The 21,644-nt window shown below is 63.2% G+C and carries 14 protein-coding genes; 2 read left to right on the forward strand and 12 right to left on the reverse strand.

Features of this window, described 5'->3' with window-relative positions:
- Positions 1 to 10: 10 nt before the first annotated feature.
- The 3 genes from DAD186_RS10210 to DAD186_RS10220 form a co-directional block, all read right to left on the reverse strand.
- The gene (locus tag DAD186_RS10210) at positions 11 to 1,375 is read right to left on the reverse strand and encodes a carboxylesterase family protein (RefSeq protein WP_082991200.1); all 1,365 of its coding nucleotides are present in this window, start codon (positions 1,373 to 1,375) and stop codon (positions 11 to 13) included.
- Between the two features lie 51 nt (positions 1,376 to 1,426).
- Positions 1,427 to 3,229 carry an ABC transporter ATP-binding protein gene (locus tag DAD186_RS10215; RefSeq protein ID WP_065248582.1) on the reverse strand — a complete coding sequence of 601 codons (1,803 nt, stop codon included), beginning with the start codon at positions 3,227 to 3,229 and terminating at the stop codon, positions 1,427 to 1,429.
- Between the two features lie 157 nt (positions 3,230 to 3,386).
- Positions 3,387 to 7,232 carry a phosphodiester glycosidase family protein gene (locus DAD186_RS10220; protein ID WP_065248583.1) on the reverse strand — a complete coding sequence of 1,282 codons (3,846 nt, stop codon included), beginning with the start codon at positions 7,230 to 7,232 and terminating at the stop codon, positions 3,387 to 3,389.
- Between the two features lie 79 nt (positions 7,233 to 7,311).
- Between DAD186_RS10220 and DAD186_RS11180 the strand changes: the two genes are divergently transcribed.
- Complete coding sequence (locus DAD186_RS11180) at positions 7,312 to 7,971, forward strand: transposase (RefSeq protein WP_257737094.1); 660 nt, start codon at positions 7,312 to 7,314, stop codon at positions 7,969 to 7,971.
- 245 nt (positions 7,972 to 8,216) lie between these two features.
- Complete coding sequence (locus DAD186_RS10230) at positions 8,217 to 8,465, forward strand: hypothetical protein (protein WP_065248585.1); 249 nt, start codon at positions 8,217 to 8,219, stop codon at positions 8,463 to 8,465.
- Positions 8,466 to 9,549: 1,084 nt separating this feature from the next.
- Here DAD186_RS10230 and DAD186_RS10235 read toward each other — a convergent pair.
- The 9 genes from DAD186_RS10235 to DAD186_RS10730 all read right to left on the reverse strand — a co-directional run bounded on the left by DAD186_RS10235 (position 9,550) and on the right by DAD186_RS10730 (position 21,601).
- Positions 9,550 to 10,902, reverse strand: coding sequence for a hypothetical protein (locus DAD186_RS10235; protein WP_065248586.1), 1,353 nt, complete (start codon positions 10,900 to 10,902; stop codon positions 9,550 to 9,552).
- 45 nt (positions 10,903 to 10,947) lie between these two features.
- A complete protein-coding gene (locus DAD186_RS10240) occupies positions 10,948 to 11,961 on the reverse strand; it encodes an ABC transporter permease subunit (RefSeq protein WP_065248587.1) in 1,014 nt (337 codons plus the stop codon).
- On the reverse strand, positions 11,958 to 13,505 hold the full coding sequence (locus DAD186_RS10245; RefSeq protein WP_082991252.1) for a sugar ABC transporter ATP-binding protein: 1,548 nt from the start codon (positions 13,503 to 13,505) through the stop codon (positions 11,958 to 11,960). Before DAD186_RS10245 ends, DAD186_RS10240 begins: the two co-directional genes overlap by 4 nt.
- A gap of 5 nt (positions 13,506 to 13,510) precedes the next feature.
- On the reverse strand, positions 13,511 to 14,464 hold the full coding sequence (locus tag DAD186_RS10250; RefSeq protein ID WP_065248588.1) for an ABC transporter substrate-binding protein: 954 nt from the start codon (positions 14,462 to 14,464) through the stop codon (positions 13,511 to 13,513).
- Between the two features lie 52 nt (positions 14,465 to 14,516).
- Entirely contained in the window at positions 14,517 to 15,551 is a 1,035-nt protein-coding gene (locus DAD186_RS10255) for a LacI family DNA-binding transcriptional regulator (RefSeq protein ID WP_167550786.1), read from the reverse strand.
- A gap of 811 nt (positions 15,552 to 16,362) precedes the next feature.
- Complete coding sequence (locus DAD186_RS10265; protein ID WP_065248591.1) at positions 16,363 to 17,964, reverse strand: Na+/H+ antiporter NhaC family protein; 1,602 nt, start codon at positions 17,962 to 17,964, stop codon at positions 16,363 to 16,365.
- A 117-nt stretch (positions 17,965 to 18,081) separates the two neighbouring features.
- Positions 18,082 to 18,876, reverse strand: a complete 795-nt coding sequence (locus tag DAD186_RS10270; RefSeq protein ID WP_065248592.1) for a sulfite exporter TauE/SafE family protein — start codon at positions 18,874 to 18,876, stop codon at positions 18,082 to 18,084.
- Between the two features lie 22 nt (positions 18,877 to 18,898).
- Positions 18,899 to 20,239, reverse strand: coding sequence for an NADP-specific glutamate dehydrogenase (gene gdhA, locus DAD186_RS10275; RefSeq protein WP_065248593.1), 1,341 nt, complete (start codon positions 20,237 to 20,239; stop codon positions 18,899 to 18,901).
- 138 nt (positions 20,240 to 20,377) lie between these two features.
- Positions 20,378 to 21,601 carry a glycerophosphodiester phosphodiesterase family protein gene (locus DAD186_RS10730; protein ID WP_082991201.1) on the reverse strand — a complete coding sequence of 408 codons (1,224 nt, stop codon included), beginning with the start codon at positions 21,599 to 21,601 and terminating at the stop codon, positions 20,378 to 20,380.
- Between the last annotated feature and the right edge of the window lie 43 nt (positions 21,602 to 21,644).

Below are 21,644 nucleotides of genomic sequence, written 5' to 3' on the forward strand. Positions count from 1 at the left end.
GTCCGGCTTCCTAGGCAGCGTAGCCGCGAATCACTCGCGGCTCCTTCGTGAGGGGGTGGTCGCTCGCACCGCTCGCAAACTGGGTGAAGTAGCGGCGCAGGTCAGTACCTGCACGGTCAATCTCCTCCCACGTGGCCCCCTCGAACGGGAGCGCACTTCGCCACGAGTCCTCGCGAGAAAACAGCAGCGCGATGTCCGTGACGTGCGGGGAGCCGAATGGGTTGCCGGGCACGCTCCACGGAACCACGGCGCGGTGGGCAACACCGCCGGCCGCGCCCCACTCGTGGGCGAGTGCAGCGATGTCTTTCGTAAACACAGCCCTGCTCGCCGAATCCACGAACGTCCAGTACGCCCGCTCCCCCACGCGCGGAAGCCCCCGCAAAAAACGGGCGAAAGGCATCGAATGCGCGAAGAAGCTGCTTTCGGTTCCCACCGCACTGATAAGGAGGGGCACCTTGGGCGCGATCGCGTGCCACGCCGCGAGCACGCTTTCCTCCGGCGGAAGTGGGTCGTGGCCGTATTGGACGCCGAACGGCATCGACCCCGCGTAGCCGAAGGGCGCCGCTGCCGTTTCAATCGCCTTTTGCGCCGCGAGCAGATCGTCAAGGGACGACTCGCGCCTCACGCGCTTCTCAAGAATCCTCGCGCTGAGCGCGTTCATGCGGCTGCGCCCCTCGCGGATCCCGAGCGGCGGGCTGAGCGCGATCGCGCGGTCGAAGAGCAGCTCCTCGTCGCGGCCTTCGAGGATCGCGTGCCCCATGGCGGCGGCGTGGTGCAGGATGGCGTCGGCCCCCGCCGACTCCCCGAGTGCCGTCACTCGCGCAGCGTCCCCGCCAAACGACGAAATGTTGCGCCGAACCCACCGAAATGCCTCCGCCTGGTCGAAGAGCCCGAGGTTCGCGGGGCCGAGCGAGGAGCCGAGGAAACCGAGCACCCCGAGGCGATAGGAAACGGTCACGACGATGACTCGGCGCTCAGTCACCCACCGCGCGGGATCGCTGAACGACGAATCGCCAGCCCCGGCGACGTACGAACCTCCGTGGACCCACACGATCACGGGAAGCTTCTCACCCTCGCGGATATCACCGGGAATGGTGATCGAGAGGTGTTGGCAGTCCTCGCTCACGTCAAGGTCCCGCAGCTCGGGGCCGAAAAGCGGCGGCTCCTCCATGGCGTTTTGCGGCGCCGACGGGCTCCACTCTCGCGCTTCGAACGATCCCAGTTCGTTGACGGGAACCGGCTTTTCGAAACGTTCGGCGCGGGCGTACGGGATGCCCGTCGCGCGAATCACCGTGCCATCGCGCCACCCGGTGATGCGCCCGGCCGGCGCGTCAACCACAATGCTCTGCTCTCGTGAAAAACGCTCGGAAGTCACGACACCATCGTACGAACGCCCTTCGGCGTCCTCGAGACTAGCCTGGGGATCTCAGCCGGTGATCCCGAACCTCTCGAGCAGCTTCTTTGCCTCAGCGCCGCCCGCGTTCTGAAGGGCGAGCAGCTCGGCGTAGATGCCGCCAGAGGCGGCGAGTTCGGCGGGCGTACCGATCTCGTCAATGCGACCATCGCGCAGAGTGATGATCCGGTCAACACCCGCGATCGTCGAGAGGCGGTGGGCGATGATGATCGACGTGCGGTTCTCCATGAGCGCATCGAGGCCCGCCTGGACCTGCCGCTCGGCTTTCGTGTCGAGGGCGGACGTCGCCTCGTCGAGCACGAGGATCGGGGCGTCCTTGAGCATCGCGCGCGCAACCGCGATGCGCTGGCGCTGCCCGCCGGAGAGTTTGAGGCCGCGCTCGCCAATCAGAGTGTCGTAGCCGTCGTTGAACCGCTCGATGAACTGGCTCGCGTTCGCACGACGAGCCGCCTCGCGTACCTCTTCGTCGGTCGCGTCGGGGCGGCCGTAGGCGATGTTTTCGCGGATCGTGCCGCTAAACAGCGCCGCGTCCTGGAACACGACGCCCACGCGAGAGCGCACCACGTCGATCGGCAGATCGTTCACGTTGTGGCCGCGAAGACGCACCTCTCCGGTGCGCGTGCGGTACAGGCCGAGGATCAGGTTCACGATCGTGGATTTACCGCCGCCGGACTCGCCGACAAGCGCGACCTTCTCCCCCGAGTCCACGTGGAAACTCATGTCGTGCAGGACGTCGTGGTTCTCTTCGTAGGCGAAGTTCACGTGGTCGAAAACGATGCGCGGGGCACCCTCCACCGCCTCCGGGAACGATCGTCCGTCGGCAAGCGTCGGCCATACCTCGACCTTCGTGTCCATGACCGCGAAATAGTCTTTCGACCCGGCAACCGCGCGCTGCGACGTGTCCACGACCCAACTCATGTTCTCGATCGGGTTGCGCACGAGGTTCATGAGCTGGATGAGGATGACCATGTCACCGACCGAGAAGTCGCCCTGAACCGTGCGGATGAAGATGATGAGGTACAGCACCGCGAACGCGAGATTAAGTGCCGCGAGGCGGTAGACATCCATCTTGTGCCAGTGGACCGACTGCTCTTTCGTGATCGCGTCGGTGCTGTTGAAGCGCTTCGTGAACGAGGCAAGTTCGCTCTTTTCTCGCACGAAGCTCTTGACCACGCGGATCTGGCCCACGACCTCCGCGAAGCGGCCCGAGGCGATGTCGATCTGCTCGTTCTTCTCACCTTCGAGTCGCTGCCACTTGACGCTCGTGAGGGAGGTCAGCCACAGGTACAGCGGGAACATGATGAACAGGATGAGGGCGAGCGGCCACCAGTACCACGCGCTGATCGCGAGCACGGCGATCGCGGTGATGATCATCGAGATGAAGGCGTTTGAGGCGATCTTCGCGAACGTTCCAATTTCGGCAATCGAACGGTTCAGGCGCGAGACGATCGTGCCCGTGAGTTCTTCGTCGTACCAGCGCTGCGGGAGGTTGAGCAGCTTGTCGTAGTAGCGGACGGAGAGCATCGCACGAAGGCGGTTGCCCATGACGTCACCGAAGTACCCACCGATGTTCTGGATGAGGGCACTCGCCATGAACGCGACGAAGATCCACACGGCCGTCATGATGATGTCGTGCAGGGCTTCGTCGCGCGTGAGCGTCCCCGCCACGGCCGCAGTCGCGGTATCGGTTGCAGAGCCGATGAGGAACGGAATGACGAGGGTCATCGCGGTCGTCAGGAGCGCCGACACAATGATCGCAAGGTAGAGCGGCCACAGCTCGCTCGTAAACCGGAAAATTCTCGAAAGTGCCTTCACCCCTCCAGGGTAGGCGAGATCCGACGGTTGCCAGGCTCACGCCGTTTCTCCAATGTGAGGAACTGCTCCCGCTTTCAACAATCACGACAGGGGCGCCGACCCCGCGATAATCGCGACGTCGGCGCCCCTTCGTTTCCTCAGGTGAGGACCATTCTCGTTACTTCATGCTCTCCTTGCGCGAGCGCGCCACGAGCACGCTCCCGAGGCCAAGGAACATGAGGCTTGCGAGTGCTCCTCCAAGCTCGACGCCCGTGCGTGGGAGGGACGCGTGGGAGACCGCCGCTGGAGTGACAACTCGCGCGGGGCGTGATGCCGTGCCGGAATCGGCGACACCCGACTGGGCATCTTCACGATTCGCGCCCGTGCCCTGCTCGGCGGGGCTTTCGGCGACGCTTCCATCATCAGCGGGACCCTCGGCGGTGGTGCCTCCGTCCGTGGGCTGTGCACCCTCGGGCCCTTCAGCGTCGGCCACCTCATCACCGTCGGCGGGAGCAGGCTCGGTGGGCGCCACACCGGTATCCGACGGCTCCTCGGCCGGATCCGGCTTCGCCGGAGCGCTTGCGCCCTCAACCGTGATGCACTGCGAGTGAGTGCGGCCGTTGACCTCAACGACAAGTTCGGCGGTGCCCGGGCGGATTGCGGTGACCTCACCCGTCAGGGGGTTCACGCGGATCACGGCGCTTTCGTCAGCAGCCTCGGCTGCCTCGGAACCATCATCAACGACGACGCCCTCGCCGTAATACTGTGCGGTCACGGGCCACGCGACGGGAACCTTGCGGCCGTCCTGTTCGATGACTGCCGAGAACTCGCCTGTCTCTCCCTCCGGAAGGATCTTCGGGAGCGTGAGGGTGACCTCGTCGACCCAGGGCTTCACCTCGGCGGCAAGCCATTTGACGCGGTCCGCGGTCGTCGGGTTCGAACCGACCTTGCCGGCGCCGGGGTTGATGCCGAGCATGGTCCAGCCGGTGAAGCCGCCGGTCGCAGGCGTTCCCGCGGGGTTCTTTCCGGAGTTGCCATTGACGAGGTAGGTGACGCCCTCGACAGCCGCGCCGTGGAACACGCCTACGTGGCCGTTCACAACCGCGGCGGACTTCCCGGAGCGCTCACGGAATTCACCGAGAACGCGCTCGAGTTCGCGGGCTTCACGCTGGTCGGCGAGCTGGCTCGACTTCGAGGGAAGTGGATCGCTCGGCGGATGGTGGAAGAACACGACAATGCCCGTGAGGGTATCCGACTGCTCCACGTCCTTGAGAGCCTTCTCGAGCGCCGCAATCTGGTCGATGCCACCCGAGCGGAGCGAGCCTCCCGCGGTGTTGAGCGTGACGATCTTCGTGCGGCCAAGGTCGCGGTTGTGGCGGGTAGCGCCGAAGGCATTCTCGAAGTTCTCGATTTTTCCGCCCATGATCTCGTGGTTGCCGGGCACGTAGATGTACGGAATTGACGGATCCCATTCCTCGTCGAGGATCTTCTTCGCAAGCTCATAGTCCTCGGGCGTTGCCTCATCAACAAAGTCACCGTTGATGATGAGCAGATCGGGCTTTTCCGCCTTGATCTCGCGGAGCGTGCGGCGGGCGCCCTTGACGCCATTCGACTCGGGGGCGCGTGCCACGAATTGCGAGTCGCTCATGACCGCGATGCGCTGCGCACGATCGTCGACCGAGCCGACCGTGAGGAGTGCCGGGTCGTGGATGGCCTTGTCTTCGCCCGCCTCAGCCGACGTGGTCGTCGTTGCGGTCAGCGCCGAGACCGTGAGGTCGCCCTTGTATTGCGCGTCGGGGCGGGTCTCCATGAAGCGAAGACGCTCAACGGTCAGCGGCTGCGCGAGCCCCTCGGGAACGGTGAAGACAACCTGGTTCCAGCCATCGAACGTGATGTTCTCGCCATTGATGTTCGTGCGGGTGCCCTTGCCGTCAACGACCTGAAGGCGCGGCCACACTCCCGTGGCATCGCCCTTGACGGTCGCGGTGAACGCGAGCGTGTTGCCCTCGACCTTCACGGGCTCGTTCGCCACGAGGTAGTAGCCGCGGGTCGCGGTCGACTGAGTGAAGTCGTACTGCAGGCGGACCGCGGGGTCCTTGCCGGTCTCGCCAGTCGCGGGCTCGATCGAACCGGCGGCACGAGCATTCGCATCGCTGAAGTTCTCCACGGCCGAGAAATCGAAGACCGGTGCCTCCGTGTAGCCGAAGCTCACGGGGACCGTCGTCTCGACATCGCCCACGCTGAAGGTCACGGTGCCAGCTTCGGCATCGCCCGTGCCGGCGATCGTCCACGTGCCAAGCCCATCGTCGGTCACGGAAAAGCCCTTGCTGGCCTCGACCTTGACGTCCTGGGTTTCGATGCGAGCGCGGCGGCCGTCGGAATCAATACCCGTGAGGGTGAGGCTGCGGATCGCATCGGCATCGGGAAGGCTCAGGGCACGGGCGCTCGGGCGCAAGGCGAGGAGATCACCGAGAACTCGCACGTTGAGTGAGTCCTGGTGGGCCCCGGTCGTGTACGTGACGGTTGCGGCACCCGGCTCGACGCCCTCGACGACGGCGGTAGTCGAATCGAGCTTGTCGACCGTGGCGTTACCCTCAGCGGCGTAGGTGCCGTCGGCCGCGAGCGGCGCAAGATTTTTCCCGAGGGCCGTGCCGTTGAGCGTGCGGTGAAGGCCGGGGAACACGCTCTTCTCGTTCTCGAGGGAGGTCGAGAGCTTGGCGTCAGAGATAACGTCCTTCGGCGCGCTCGAGTAGAACACGAGCGCATCAGCGACGCTGCGAACCTCGCCGTCCGAAGGCGTGTTCCACACCGTCGGGCCGTCCGAGCCGGCCTCACGTGCGATCATCGCGGAAGAGCCACCGCCGTCGAGATTCACGGCATTGTAAGCGCCGAGATCCTTGAAGAGCTGGCCTAGTTCAGGAAGGGTCATGCCGCGTGAGTCGGCGCTGCGGCCATCGAGCACGATCGCGAACACCTTCGAGCCGTCCTTGCTGACGCCAATCGCGGTTCGCGGATGCGCGGTCTTGACGAGGGAGTCGTCACTCATGGGGATGACCTCGCCGTTCGTGAGGATCTGGTCGCTTCCCTGCACGCCCATGTCGACCTTCTGATCGGGGCCGATAGCAACATCGACCTTGTCGCCGACCTTGAGGGCCGCGACCTTGTCGGCACCAGCCTCGCGACCAAGGAGAAGCTGGGCGCCTTCGGGGATCTCCTGCGCGCCCACGCCCTTCTCGACGATCCCGCTCACGTTCACGACCTCGCCATCTTGGATGAGCGCGAACGCAGCGTGAGTGCTCACCTTGTCGGGGCCTCCGATGGGACGATCGAGCGTGGAGGAGCCCCAGCGGGCGTTGTACACGCCGATCTGGCCCTCGGGGATGCTCGGGTCGTTGAGGGTGGCGAGCTCAAACGAGGAACCGTCGGCAAGTGTGGCCTTACCCGAGGTCGTGAGCGCCTGCACCACGGCCTTGCCGCCAGCGATCGTAAACGCCGGGCGCTTGCTATCCGAGCCAACGACCGACTCACCATTCGAGACCGAGCTATAGACCGGCGCATCGCTGAAGTTAATGTCGAAGAAGGCCGAGTTGATCGCGGCAACAGCCTGGTCGCCGCGCTCGCCCGAGGTCATGAGTTCGCCAAGCGGGGCCCGGCTCGCGACCGCACCGTTGTCCACGACGTCCATTGACAGGGTCTGCTCGGTGAGATCCGCGGTCAATACGCTTCCCTCGTTCCAGCCCGCGCTCTCGAGGCGCGAGAAGGTCGTGAGGTCGAGACCGGGTGCGACGCGGCGCGTCTGCGAATCCGCAAACACGCCACCCTTTGCAACGTCGTCTTCGCTTGGCGCGGCCTGGGCCGTAGCCGGAGCGAGAACGGAGGGGGAATCGGCGGGGAGGGCAAGAGGAGCGGGAACGGCTAACGCGAGGGTCGCGACAAAGGCGAGGGCGCGAAGGCCGCCGCGCGTGCGGCGCGTGCGCGAAGCGCCGGCGGGGGCAACCTCGCCCGTGGTGGGGATAAGGGGCATGATTTCTATCCTGAACTCGAGAAACAGTGTCTGGTTCAGGCTAGGAATCGAGTCCTAACGGGTTCTTGCCGAGCGGTGAATTTCAGGCTGCGCCAGCGGCAACACCGGAGTTCACGGATCGTTCACCGCCGTAACGCGCACGCAGCACAAGGGCCGCGGCGACGACACCCTCACCCCCACGGCTTGGGAACGGTTCGATGACATGTGCAGCACCGATGACCGCACCGACGAGCTCTCCGCCGCCTGGGGCATCAAGGAACAGCTCCGACGCCTGCTGACCACCGACACCCTGGCCCATGCCTGGGACGAACGGATGCGGATGGGCTACTACTGCCAGATCGCGAACATGCTCGAGGCAACGAAGCTCTACGGCACCGTCGTAGCCTGGTGGGAAGCGATCGAGGTCCTGATCGTCACCGGAGCGACCAACGCCCGGGTCGAGGTCCCGTACACCGGCATCAAGTACATCAAACGCACCGGCCGCGGATTCCGCAACCCAGAGAACTACCGGATGCGTATCCTGCTGACCAGCGCCGCAAGAACCGTAGCGCGAATACCCGCCCCAGCAGGATCATTCACCACAAACCGCGAAGAGCCGACAAAGACGACCCCGACCGCTTCCTTAGGCTGGACACGTCAATACGGGTACGCTGAGCCGAGTAAAACGCCCTCTCCGGGGCTCTCCTTCCCGGCTGATTCGACACCGCTCACCATTGACCGATCGGCCCACCGGCGCTGAGTCATGATGAACCAGCGCTTTAGCCTCGCCAAAACGTCCGGCGCCACAGTAGACCGCTGGCGGATGCTCTCTGCGTTCCACGCGGTCGCGATTGTCGCGGGCTCGTTCACAGCGGAGCGAAACAATCGCCCGAGCAGCGTAAGGTCGGCCCGCAGCGAAGCGGGGACTCGACCAGGCTCTGTCCGGACATCGAGGGCAACACCGCTACGTAGACTTGCCTGTCGGTCCCCCTAACGACACTGTTGATGCAACCCGCTGATTCACGAAGGAGCACTACAATATCCGAGCACCACGTCCCGTTTCAGCCCGAGGGCCACCCGCTGGCGGGATACCCGTTCTTCACCGACTCCACGAGCGCTCGAGAATCCTGGGACAAGCTCACGTCCGGGCGGCAGGCCCGCTACCTCCGCGCTGTTCCCTACATCCAAGAGGAATACCCCAACGAGGAGCTCACCGTCGGCACGATTGGCGCGATCGTCGCCGTCGGCGGTTGACCGTTATGCAGACGAGCGCAGCGTGCCCACACATTCGTTGCTATCAGCGCTCGCTGAGCGAAGAACACACCGCCGCGTTGCTCTCGCCGTTGCTGTCACACAGCGATTTGATCGCCTGCCCAGAACCGAAAATCTGGCTCGAACAAGGGAAGCCGGCTCTGGCAAGGAAGGGCCCCGTGGTGTGTGAATTCACGACATCGTTGACAGTCCTGATCGGCGATGTTGCTGGTGATCGTTGACCGGTGAGTCGCGTAATCGTCCGTTCCGTCCTTGAACAAGGCCTCACGCACGCCCACGCGGCTAAGCGCTATCAGGTCGCTCGTCTATAGGTCCATGTCCTGGTCCAGCGCCATCAGCTGGGCGGCCGGCCCCGCAGACCCGGAGCAACGCTCACGACCCGGCACTCTGTTTTTTGGCGGCGTAATCGGTTCAGTGCGCGATCTCGGCGCCGGTCTCCCTTTGCGTATCGTAGATCGGCCGAACACTCTATTCGTCCTTATGACGGCAAAAAAGACGATCTTCATCGCTGTAGACGATCCAGCTCCACAGCGAAGAAAGCCGAGTCCCGCTTCGGTGTCGTATTCGCGCTCCAACTCGCCGTTCTCCTACTCCAGACCGGTCAGGCGGGCATCCCGATCAGAATGGACGTTCGCGGCGGCGGCGCCACCGACCAAAGCCTCACGAACCCACATGCTCAACGCCTCCTTGTACTCTCCGACCTGCTAGGCGGTGCGCGCAATCACCCCGTAAGCGCGATCCAGGTCCGCCACCGCGTGCAACGCCGTCCGAGCCGCCCTTCCACGCCATTCGTCCGGAAATTTCCGTGACGCTGCCCCGAATCGCTTGCCCTTCCGGCTGCTCGATGTCTCCATCAGACCCAGGGCACTTCACCCGACCCGTGGTACCTGCAGCAGTACCGCCGGGCGGCCGTTCGTCCCGGATATGGGTCCTGAACAGAGGCGACGGGCCGGTAGCACATCGACAACATGATGACCGTCTACAACTAAGTGCTGAGGAAAGCAAGTTCACCGCTGTCATGCCATGCCGCTAGGGACCCGTGGAAGAACAGAGTGCCCCGGCCCTCTTAGTGCTCGACTACGCGTACGGTCGGTTCGAGTTCCAGCTTATCGGCGACCGCGTGCCATGACTCGGCGAAGTTGCCATATGCAGTCTTGATCGGAACGCCAACTGGTAGTTCTGGGCACTCGTTCTCGGTGTTCGACCCCCAGTTGACCCAGCCAGACTCCTTTCGCTGGACAATCTGGAATCCGCCTGACGGCTGACCCGTCCACCAGACCATCGCGCGTCCGTTTACCGAGTGAAACTCCGCCGACTTTTGCACCGCACCGGTGAAGATCGTGGCATCCGGGACGGCGGAAACATCCACTGGCCGTTCACTGATGACCCACGGTCGTTCTGGAGCGTCAGCCAGGACGTGCGAGTGCTCCCGCACGACGGCCAGCCGCTGAGAGATTTCCTCATCGGGGAGAGCCTCCTCCCATGCGCAGAACAGCCGCCAGTACAGGTCCCAATGTGCTGATTCCATACCGTCAGCCAACTGGTCCCGGATCTCAGTGAACTTCTCGGAGTCGCTCCTCCCGTGTGCGAGAACCTCCTCGACCATGTTCACAAGCTGCTGCGCATAGGGATCCCCCGCACGGTAGCGAGTGCTGTGATGAGACTCAAAACGGTCGAAAACGAGCTCGCCGGGCCCGCCCTCGAACTCATCACCCACGGTAATCTTGTCGGCGACAGAACGGCCGTTGATCACCGTTCTAAAGCCGTCCACGTCATATCTACGTCGGAACGACGGTGTCCCATAAGTAAAGATCCAGTCGATCCTGAAGGTCTTGCCACGCAACTCTTCAAGCAGACCATCCGGAACGGTGCCGTGCATCCGATAGTGGTGGAGAACGGGACCCTCTTCGACGGTCTCGATGCGTACCTTCGTGTGCTCGGGCGGATTGATGAGACCGTTCTCTGGAGTAAAGAACGGACCGTAGAACCCACCGATGGCATTGTTGCCGGAGGCCAGCAGGTCGACGCCCTCATGGTGAGCGCTGAAGTGCCGTAGCCCCCACTTCGAGGACCCCTCGCCTTCAGCTGTGCCAGAGCACAGCTCGAGATCAAAGTACCCCGTGTCCAGCCGGACGAAAGCATCGCCTTCTACTGCCTCGAGCGTGCGGATCCCGTCGACATCGCCGACCAAGGGCCCGCCGAGCTCGAGCGTCTCGGCCCCCTCCAGGTCCACCACAGCGATGAACGTGGTGGCAGAGGATCCGGAGCTAGAGTTCACCCGTTGACACATGACAACTTCACCCCGCGAGGTTTCGGCGGCGTACACCGCCTCGGGATAGTGGCCGGGGACGGTGAAGACGATGGGTTCCTTAATGCGACTTCCATCAAGTGGGTCGGCGACCTCGATTCGGATCGTCATTGCTTCTCCTTCATGAGAGATATCTGAACTCTGTCTGCGGCCGGTTCAGGCAACTCTGGGCTGGCCGACACGCCGACCGAACGTGATGCGCTTCTGCTTGAGGCTATCGATAGACACCGCGATCACAATGACGATGCCCTTCACGAGTAGCTGAGTGAAGAAAGGAACATTCATCAGGATGAGACCAGTGGTCAGCACCCCAAGGATGAGGGCACCAATGAAGGTGCCAACGACCCGACCCTTACCGCCGGCGAGGCTGGTACCACCAAGAACAACAGCAGCGATGGCGTCGAGCTCGTAGCCTTCTCCCGCAGTCGGCTGGGCCGAAACAACGCGACCGGCGAATAGGACGCCTGCGAGACCTGCGCAGGCGCCGGCAATCACGTAGACCGACGCAATGACGGCCTTGACGTTCACACCGGCCAGCCGTGCTGCCTCAGGATTCCCACCGACGGCATAGACGTGGCGACCGTAGGTGGTGTGCTCAAGGAGGAACCAAGCAACGATATAGACGATGAGCATCGCGATGACAGGTGCCGGTATTCCGAGAACGGCGCCGCTTCCCAGGGCGCGGAAGCTCAGGTTGCCGTCCACGATCGGCTGACCGCCGGTCAGGGTGTAGCCCAGGCCGCGCAAGAACGTCATCGATGCGAGGGTAACTATGAATGCGGCGAGGGACATGTAGGCGGCCAGGAGGCCATTAACGAGTCCGGCGAACGCGCCAGCGATCACTCCGATCAGTACCGCCGGGAGCGCGGGGACTCCTGCCATCGCGGCCATGACGCTGACGACCCCGGCGACAGCCACCGTCGACCCGACAGAAAGGTCGATTCCCGCCGTGATGATCACAAAAGTCATACCAGCGGCAAGGATGGCGTTGATGGAGATCGCACGGGCGATGTTCCAGAAGTTGTCCACCGACGCGAAGTTTGGAGCGATGGCGGCCATGAGCAGCACCAGTGCAATGAGCACGAAGAGGATGCCGTAACGGTCCCACCAGCGAGCAAAGTCGAACGACGGGCGGTCAGTGGGCGTCGAGGTCGTGTTGGTGGAGATCATTCTGCTTTCCCTTCGAGCGTGGCGGCGGTGCCAGTGGCATGGAACATGACTTCGGTCTCGGTAGTGGTGGCCGAGTTGAGCTCTGCAACGATCCGGCCTGCGCGCATGACAAACAGTCGGTCGCTGATCCCGATCGCTTCGGGAAGGTCAGACGAGACGACGAGGATGGCTTTACCCTCCTCGGCGAGAGCGCTAATCGCGTCGTATATCTCGCGCTTGGCTCCGATATCGACGCCGCGGGTCGGCTCGTCAAGGATCAGCAGGTCGAAGTCCGCCATCAGCCAGCGGGCGAGAACGGCCTTCTGCTGGTTTCCTCCGGACAAGTACCTCACAGGCAGGCCCATCGCGTTCTGCCGGAGGTTGAGTCGGGACATCTCTTCCCGTACCGCAGCGCTGATGGGGCTCTGGTGCAGCACACCGGCTGTTGCGTAGTAGCTGAGCGTGCTGATCGAGATGTTCTGCGCGACTGTGTGATCGAGGAACAGCGCGTGTTCCTTGCGGCTCTCTGGGACCATTGCGATACCGGAGGAGATGGCATCAGAAGGCTTGCGCACGAGCATCGGACGACCCTTGATCGAGATGGTTCCGCTTCGGTGTGGATCGGCCCCAAAGATCATTCGCACCAGTTCGGTGCGGCCGGCTCCGACGAGGCCACTCATGGCTACGACCTCGCCGGCCCGCACCGTGAGACTGGCAGGGCCAACCTCGTCGCCTTCAAGATCCTCGACCGCAAGGATGACATCTCCGGGGGTGCGAACAGGGTGCCCATAGAGGTCACCCACGTCGCGACCAACCATCATCCGCACCACGTCAGCGGGCTCGATCTCTTCCTTACTCCGTGTCCCCACAAGCTTGCCGTCGCGGAAAACGGTGAGTCGGTCAGCAAGGCGCCAGACCTCTTCCATGCGGTGCGAGATAAACACAAGTGCCACGCCTCTGGCCCGCATATCCTCTACGAGCTGGTAGAGCTGCTCCGACTCACTGCGTGAGAGCGCGGCAGTTGGCTCATCCAAAACGAGCACCCGGGCCTCCTCCCCGATAGCCCTGGCGATCTCGACCATCTGCTGTCGACCCACGCTGAGACGGCCAAGCGGAGTACGAGGATCGACGGTGGCACCGATCAATGCCAGCTTGGACTTGGCATCAGCGAGCATTTGCTTGCGATCGAGAGTCCCCAGCGCAGTCTTCGGCTCATGGCCGAGTGCCAGATTCTCGGCGACAGTCATCTCGGGGACTGTGTTCAGTTCCTGGTGAATGATCGCGATGCCGTGCTTCGTTGCGGCCGCGGGCGAACTAATCTCGATCTCTTGACCGTCTAGGAGGATCGTTCCGCTGTCCCGGGATTCGTTCCCAGCGAGGATCTTCATAAGGGTGGACTTCCCCGCGCCGTTTTCCCCCATGAGTGCATGGACCTCGCCGGAGTAGAGCTCGAGGTCGACACTGTCGAGCGCTTGCGTGGCACCGTAGCGCTTGGAAATACCGCTCAGTCTGAGTAGCGGAGACGGTGCGGAGTTAAGGGTGTTGGGAACGTGCTGTGTGACCACGATGCTCACCAGCCTTCGTAGGTGTCGATGTCGTCACGGGTGTAGAGCTCGCTGGGGATGAGGATGGTGGGGTCAGCGGGGGGCTTCCCGGCGATGATGTCTTGTGCTGCCAGGACGCCCTGGCGAACCATCTCGGCAGGATTCTGGGTAGCGAACCCGATGAATGGTGAGCCGGGCCGCTTGAGCTCCTCGACTCCCTCGGGACTGCCGTCGATGCCAGTAACGATGACCTGGTCGGTCAGACCGGCCTGTTCAACGGCAAGAACAGCGCCAAGCGCGGACGGATCGTTCATGGCCCAGATCCCGCTCACGTCCGGTGCGGACGTGAGCATGTCCGTGGTGACGGTGAGGCTCGAAGCACGGTCGTTGTTGGATGACTGGTGCCCAGCAATCTTGATGTCTGGGAACTCCTCGAGGACGTTCATACAGCCGGCAACGCGATCTCTAATCGTCTGCAAGGGCGTCCCGTCGACGATGAGGAGCCTCCCGGCGCCGCCCATTTGTTCGAAAAGATAGCGAGCCGAAATCTCGCCGGCTTCGACGGCATTGGTCATCACCGTAGCAGAAGCTCCATCAGCAGCGGTATCAACGGCGATGACGATGGCGCCGTTGTTCTGGGCTCGTTTAATGGCAGGAACGATGCCCTCACTATCGATAGCGCTGACAACGATGAGGTCGACGCCCTGGAGAATGAAGTTGTCGATCTGGTTGTACTGCTCAGCGAGGTCCAACTGAGCATCCTGAACGTTTAGGTCCGCTCCCAATGTGTGAGCGGCAGTCTTCGCCCCCTTCTCCATCGCGGCGAAGAACGGGTTGGACATGTCCTGCACCATCAGGCCAATCGACTCGATCTTGGTGGTGCGTGGCTTCACGGTTTCGTCGCCGGTGGTGCACGCGGACAGCTCGAAGGCTGTGGCTGTGAAAGCAGTGCCGAGCACGGCTCTACGGCTAATCTTCATGACATCCTCGTCGTGGTTGTGGGACTTGAGCAGGGTTCGAGTGTGGCTTACATCAGGTGTGACATCCGCAGGATTCACGGATCGTCAGCTTGGCGGGCATGACGATTTGGTCATGCGGCTTATAGATGTCGGTGACGGCAATTGCCTCGTTCGAGGACTCTCGCCGCTCGATCAGGTCCAGCAAGAGGGCTGCGGCCTGTCGGCCAATGCGTGCGGCACCCTCGTCGATCAGAGTCATCGTAGGAGTGGTGAGCGGAGCCCAGGCAAACTCGTCGAACGAGACCAGGCCAAGGTCTTGTGGTGCATGAAGGGAATGCGTAGCCAGGGCCCCCATGACGCCTCGGAGCAGTGGGTTATTGCCAGCAATGATGGCGTCCGGCCTGGAGCCAGAGGCTAGATACTCGGAGAGTGCATCGGCTGCGGACGTCATGTCGTTCCCCGCATCAAGAACGGTTAGGGACGCTCCATTGCGGCGTGCAGCATCCTGGAGCCCTTTCACACGCGGTGCTCGAGTTGGCCATCGTGATGGGTACATGACAGAGACCCAGTTGCGGTATCCGTGCAACCCGAGGTGGTCGCCGAGATCCCCGCTCGCCTTCAGGTTGTCAGTGGTGACACTGGCTGCTCGGTTCGCCCCCTCAGGAGGAGGTGAGTCCACGAAGACCACAAGCACCTCCCATCGCTCAAGGAGGTCGAGGTTCTTTTTGGACAGAGGCAGTGTCGTGATGAGGCCTGCCGGGCGCGCCCCGAGCACGGACTCTATAGTCTGGTCCTCTATTTCCTGGCTGTAGTGCCCCTTGGAGGCGATGTCGGAGACCATCGCAGTGTACGTGGATCCGCGAAGCTCGGCGTGGACTCCTTGAACAAGATCGACGTAGTAGCTGTTCTCCGTGCTGGCAGTGATGACGGAGATCCCGCTTCGCCGATTTCGCTTTAGGTCGCGGGCGGCGGAATTGACGACGTAGCCAAGGTGAGCGGCGGCCTCTTGGACGGCAACACGGCTCCTCTCCGAGACTCCAGACTTGCCGTTAAGGACCTGGGAGACAGTCCAGATGCTCAGGCCGCTATGCCGGCTGACATCGGCCATGGTGGGCTTCATTACCCCACACCCCCTAAACGTTTAGGTTGATGGTAGCGTGCATCACTTAGACTGAAATAAGCATACAGGGGCACGTCGCGGTTGTCAAGCTCCAACCCGAGGGCGAGACCTCAGAAAACTGCGCCCGCGCTGCCCGCATCGACAGCCACCTCGAGCCCCGCAAGCTCCTACGTGTTACCCCCACCGCGAAGACACCCTGTCCCTCGGCACCCTCGGCGTCAGCAACTGGTGCAGTCCCAGCTCGAGAAAGATCAGACTCACGGGCGGCCGAGACTTCCACATCGCGTTCGACGGCGACGTTGAGGTAACTGTCGCCAGGACAGCGCAGAGTTTCGACTGCAAGGGCATCAAACACACGATTACTAGACCAGCCACCCACGCGAGAATCCTCTACTCACTTGCAGCAACACTGCTGCTCCCGTAACGCCCCAGAGAGGGAGTCAGAGAAACTTTACTGCCACGTAAAAGGAGCGAAAAGCGTACTTAAGTCCCCTCAAGGTTGAATGACGTCAGCTCTTTGGGTGGGCTTCGCTGATGATGTTGTCGCTGCTGTGTCTGCTGGCTGGTTGGCAGCAGGCGGAGAGGGGCATTTGCCAACTGGACTTTGTGATGGTCTCCGTGGTGCCGTTGCCGTCGACGTAGGCAGTGTCGCCAGTTTCCACCGCTGCCATTACCGGGTTGAGGTTACGAGCGTAGAGACCGGGACACTCGGGGCATGATTTCCATCCTGAACTCGACAAACAGTGTCGAGCTCAGATTAAGAATCGAGTACTAACGGGGCCTTGCCCGTCGGTGAATTTCAGGCTTCGCCAGCGGCAACACCTGAGTTCACGGATCGTTCACCACGGCTGCGCGAGCGCAGCACGAGGGCCGCGGCGACGAGCACAAGAAGCGTCACGGCGAAGCCCGCGGGCGCCATTCCCGTTGCCGCAAACACGACGTAACCCACGAGCGAGGATCCGGCCGCGACGAGCGCATAGGGAAGCTGGGTGTTCACGTGCGTACTCACCTTGCAGCCCGCGCCCGTGCTCGACAGGATCGTCGTATCGGAAATCGGCGAGCAGTGATCGCCGAAAACACTGCCGGCGATGACCGCGCCGAACGCGGCGATCAGAAGCTCATTGCCTCCGGGGGAAGCATTCATGAGCTGGCCCGCGAGCGGCAGCAGAATGCCGAAAGCGCCCCACGAGGAGCCGGTCGCGAACGCCATGAGACCGGCCATCGCAAACAGGATCGGGACGAGCCAGTGGGCCGGGAGGTTCACGTGCGCGACGACGTCGGCGAGGAAGCTGCCCGTGCCGAGATCGCCGATGACGGCGCCGAGCATCCACGCGAGAAGAAGAATCGAAATCGCGGGAAGCATCGACTTCGCGCCCTGGAAAGCGCCACTGAAACGCACGGTTGAGGAGAAGACCGGGTTGGAGAGGGTGTAGCGGTACAGGTAGTAGAACGCGACGATGAGGCCGATGATGCCGCCGACGTTGAGGGACAGCGCCACGTTGGCATTGGCCATCGTCGAGAAGAGATCCCACGCGCCGGCCTCGAGGCCGCCGGTGACGTACATTCCGCCCACGACACCGAGAATGAGCAGAATGAACGGAACAAGCAAGGCGCGCTTCGCACCCGGTTCGTGACGCGGAAGCTTATCGGTCGCCTGGCTGGGAGCGTCCTTTTCATCGGCATGCACGCCCTCTCCGGCGAAGGCCCGCTCCTCTTCCTTACGCATGGGCCCGAAATTGAGCTGCCAGGCGATCACGAGCCACAAAAACACGAGCGCGGCAACCGCGTAAAAGTTCATGAGCGCGGCGCGCACGAAAGCCTCGACCTCGCTCATCTGAAGAGCGGAGGCCGCGAGGATAGGGGACATGATGCCGATGAGGGAGGCACCCCAGCTCGAGAAGGGGATGAGCACGACGACAGGGGCAGCGCCCGAATCGATCAGGTACGAGAGCTTGGCGCGCGAGACGCGTTGCCGATCCGAGATGGGCCGCGCGATCTGCCCCACCGAAAGAGCGTTGAAGTAGTCGTCGATAAAGAACGAGAGGCTCAAAAGGCCCGTGAGGATCTGGGCCCCGCGTCGTGTCTTTACGCGCTTTTCCACCCAGTCCGAGAACGCCGACGTCCCGCCTGCCATGAGGACGAGAGAGGTGATGATGCCGAGTTCGAGGAGGAAGGCGATGATGAGGATCGTGTACCAGTTCAGCCCGCCGTCTTCCCACACGAGTCCGAGGGCGGCCTTACCGACCTCTTTGAGTGAGGCGAGTGGCGCGAAGTCCGCGATGAGGATCGCCCCCGAGACAACGCCCGCGAAGAGGGATATGAGCACGCGTTTCGTCATGATGACGAGGAGAATCGCGAGAAGTGGTGGAACGAGGGTGAGGATCGGGTAGGTCTCGACCACAATGACCTCCTAGGCGTGTCGCAGACGCAAGAACACCCCCACAGTAGGCGCGCTTGCCCCACGTGAAAAGTGCAATAGCCCCCGAGGGGACCGATACGTGGTGAAGGATACGTGTGCTTAGGACGTCGCGAGCGTCAACACGCCTACCCCGGCGAGGAGAACCGCGAAAAGCGCCGTGAGACTCGAGGGCCGCGCCTTCGCCGAAACGGGCCCACCGACCATCCCACCGAGCACCGTTCCGGCCGCGAAAATGAGTACCGACGGCCAGTCGATGTGCGTGGGCGTCCCGATCCTCGCAAGCAACGCCGCGGCAGAGGTCATGATCATGACGAGCAGGCTCGTGCCCGACGCCGCACGCATGGGCAGCCCCAGCGCGATCACGAGCATCGGCACGGCAAGGAACCCACCGCCCACTCCAAAGAAGCCCGTGAGGAGCCCCGTGGCACTCGCGGCAAGCACGAGGGCAAGCCGGGAAGGTTGGGGTTCGGGTTCCGACGGTTGCCCGGCAAGCGTCGTACCCTTTTCTCTCGCGTTCTCCTCGGCGCGCAGTAGGCGCGCGCGGCGTGCCATCACTGCCGCAACAACGAGCAGTAGCACGCCGAAGCACAGCATGAGCGCGCGCTCGGGCACGAGGAGCGAGAGCCTCGAGGCAAGCGCCGCCCCCGCGATCGCGATCGCGCCGAAAATGGCGCCCTCTTTCCATCGCACGTTCCCGTGCTTCGCGGGGTGGCGGAGCGCCACAACCGCGGTGAGACCCACGACGACGAGTGAGGCCCCCGTCGCGTCGTGGGGTGCCATGCCGAGCACGTAAACGAGCACGGGCACGGAAAGGATGCCCCCACCCGCGCCGAGAGCACCGACCACGAGGCCGATGCCCACGCCGATCACCGCCGCGAAAAGGACGGCGTTCATCGCGTCACCGCGAGCTGCACGCCTAGATCACACCGAAATCGAGCATCGCGTCAGCAACCTTCACGAAGCCCGCGATGTTGGCGCCGACGACGTAGTCGCCGGGGCGGCCGTACTCTTCGGCTGTCGCGGCACACGTGTCGTGGATGTTCACCATGATGTCGGTGAGGCGTTTTTCGGTGTCCTCGAACGTCCACGAATCACGCGCGGCGTTTTGCTGCATCTCGAGCGCGGAGGTTGCTACGCCGCCCGCATTGGCGGCCTTACCCGGCCCGAAGGCGATCTGAGCTTCCTGGAAAAGGTCCACGGCTTCGGGGGTCGAGGGCATGTTCGCGCCTTCGGAAACCGCGATGAGACCGTTCTTGAGGAGAGTCTTCGCGCTTTCGCCGTCGAGCTCGTTCTGGGTAGCGGAGGGGATCGCAATCTCGCCGGGGACCTCCCACACGTTGCCGCCCTCCACGAACCGCGCTTTGCCGCCGCGGCGCTCGGCGTACTCGTGGATGCGGCCGCGCTCGACTTCCTTGATCTGCTTGAGCAGGTCGAGGTCAATGCCCTCCTCGTCGACGACGTAGCCGCTCGAGTCGGAAGCCGTGATCGCGGTACCGCCGAGCTGCTGGGCCTTCTCAATGGCATAGAGCGCGACGTTGCCGGAGCCGGACACGAGCACGCGGCGGCCCTCGAAGTCGAGGCCTTTCGCCTTGAGCATTTCGTTCGCAAAAATCGCAGCGCCGTAGCCGGTCGCCTCCGTGCGCACGAGCGAGCCACCCCAGGCGAGCCCCTTGCCTGTAAGGGTGCCGGCATCGAACCGATTCGCGAGGCGCTTGTACTGGCCAAAGAGGTAGCCGATCTCGCGGCCGCCCACGCCGATGTCGCCCGCGGGGACGTCGGTATCGGGGCCAATATGGCGGAAGAGTTCAGTCATGAACGACTGGCAAAAGCGCATGATTTCGCCCTCGGACTTGCCGTGCGGGTCGAAGTCGGAACCGCCCTTGCCGCCGCCGATCGGCAGGCCCGTGAGGGAGTTTTTGAAGATCTGCTCGAAGCCGAGGAACTTCACGATCCCGAGGTTCACGCTGCGGTGGAAGCGAAGGCCGCCCTTGTAGGGGCCGAGCGCCGAGTTGAACTCGATGCGGAAGCCGCGGTTCACCCGCACCTTTCCCTCGTCGTCCACCCACGGGACGCGGAAGATAATCTGCCGCTCAGGCTCGGCGATGCGCTCGAGGATCGCCGCCTCGGCGTATTCGGGGTGGCGCGCGTGGAGCAGTTCGAGAGACTCGAAAACCTCCTTGACTGCCTGGTGGAATTCGCTTTCACCCGGGTTGCGGCGTAAAACGGCGTCAAGAGTCGCGTCAAGTGATGTGGCCATCGATCGTCCTTCGTGGTGGTTGCGTGCGATTGTTGTCGTACACCTCGGCTGATACTGACTGGTAAAGGCGCACGTGAAAATCTACACGCCACGACCACCTTTCGGGAAACGCGGGTCTCAATATGAGAAATGCCGAGGCTAGTGGCCCGCGAGTTGCTCGATCGCCCAGCGCGGATCGTCAGTCGAAATCGACTCCGGGCGAAGCGCCACGGCCTTTGTGAGCTGCTCTTCCGTGTTCACGGTCCACACGTTGATCTTGTAACCGCGCGCGTGCGCTTCCTTCGCGGCCTCGGGGGTGAGTCCGTCAACGCTGCAGCTGAGCCACGTGCATCCGAGCTCCTCGAGCGTGTCCCAGGTCGAATCCTCGACCGTGTTCACAAGGAGACCGAGCCCCACGTGCGGCGCGATCTCGTGAACGGCGGCAAGAGCCTCGGGGACGAAAGAAATGACCGTATCGCGCTCTCCGTGTCCCGGACGCTTGTCGTGGATGAGCTGCGCCGAAGCCTTCGCGGCAGACGCGACCTTGACCTCGACGTAGAGTTCGAGATCCTCCATTGCGAGGAGCTCCGTGAGAAGCGGAACCCCGTGACCGCCCTGGAGGGACACCTGCGCGAGTTCAGCATTCGTGAGGTCCTTGATCGCGCCCTTCGCGGGGAGCGAGGCCGGATCGGCCATGCGGTCGATCGTCTCATCGTGCATGATGATCGGCGTGCCATCGGCACTCAGGTGCACGTCGCATTCGACAACGCTCGCGCCATCGATCTTCGCGCGCCGGAAACCCGCGAGGGTATTTTCGGTCGTCACGAGAGCCGCACCGCGGTGGCCAACGATCACGGGACGGTACCCCTCAACCCCCGCGACCTCCACGCCCTCGGCACGGGGCGGGGCTGTGTTCGCCGTAGGTTCATCCGTCACGATTGCGGGGGCACCCGTGCCCGCGTTCTGCTCGGGAAGGAAGTGATCGATGCTCGCAAGCACCGTGCGCAGGCCGTGATCGGCATCCTCCGTCATCGCGCGCACCTCATCGCCCGTGCTGAGCGTGCTCATGATGGTGGGGTCGATGCACTCGACGACGCTCTGTTCGTAGCTTTCCCCCGCGCGCACGACGACGTTGCACGGGAGGAGGGCCCCCATGGACTTATCCTCGTTGAGAGCGCGGCGCGCGAGCGTGGGGATACACGCCCCAAGAATCACGTAGGGGCCGAGCTCCGCACCGGCTTCCGCGCCGATTTTGTTGGAAAGCGTGCCCTGCATGTTAAGTTCGTACACCACCCCGAAGCCTTCTTCGGCGAGGGCGTGGCGAGTCGCCTCGAGGGCAACGTCAAAGGGCGCCGAGACCTGCACTCGGTGCGTGTACTTCACGGGAGACTCCTTTTCCTGAGGTGTGCGCTTTTTGCGCGTGATC

This window comes from Dermabacter vaginalis, from assembly GCF_001678905.1.
Classification (GTDB): domain Bacteria; phylum Actinomycetota; class Actinomycetes; order Actinomycetales; family Dermabacteraceae; genus Dermabacter; species Dermabacter vaginalis.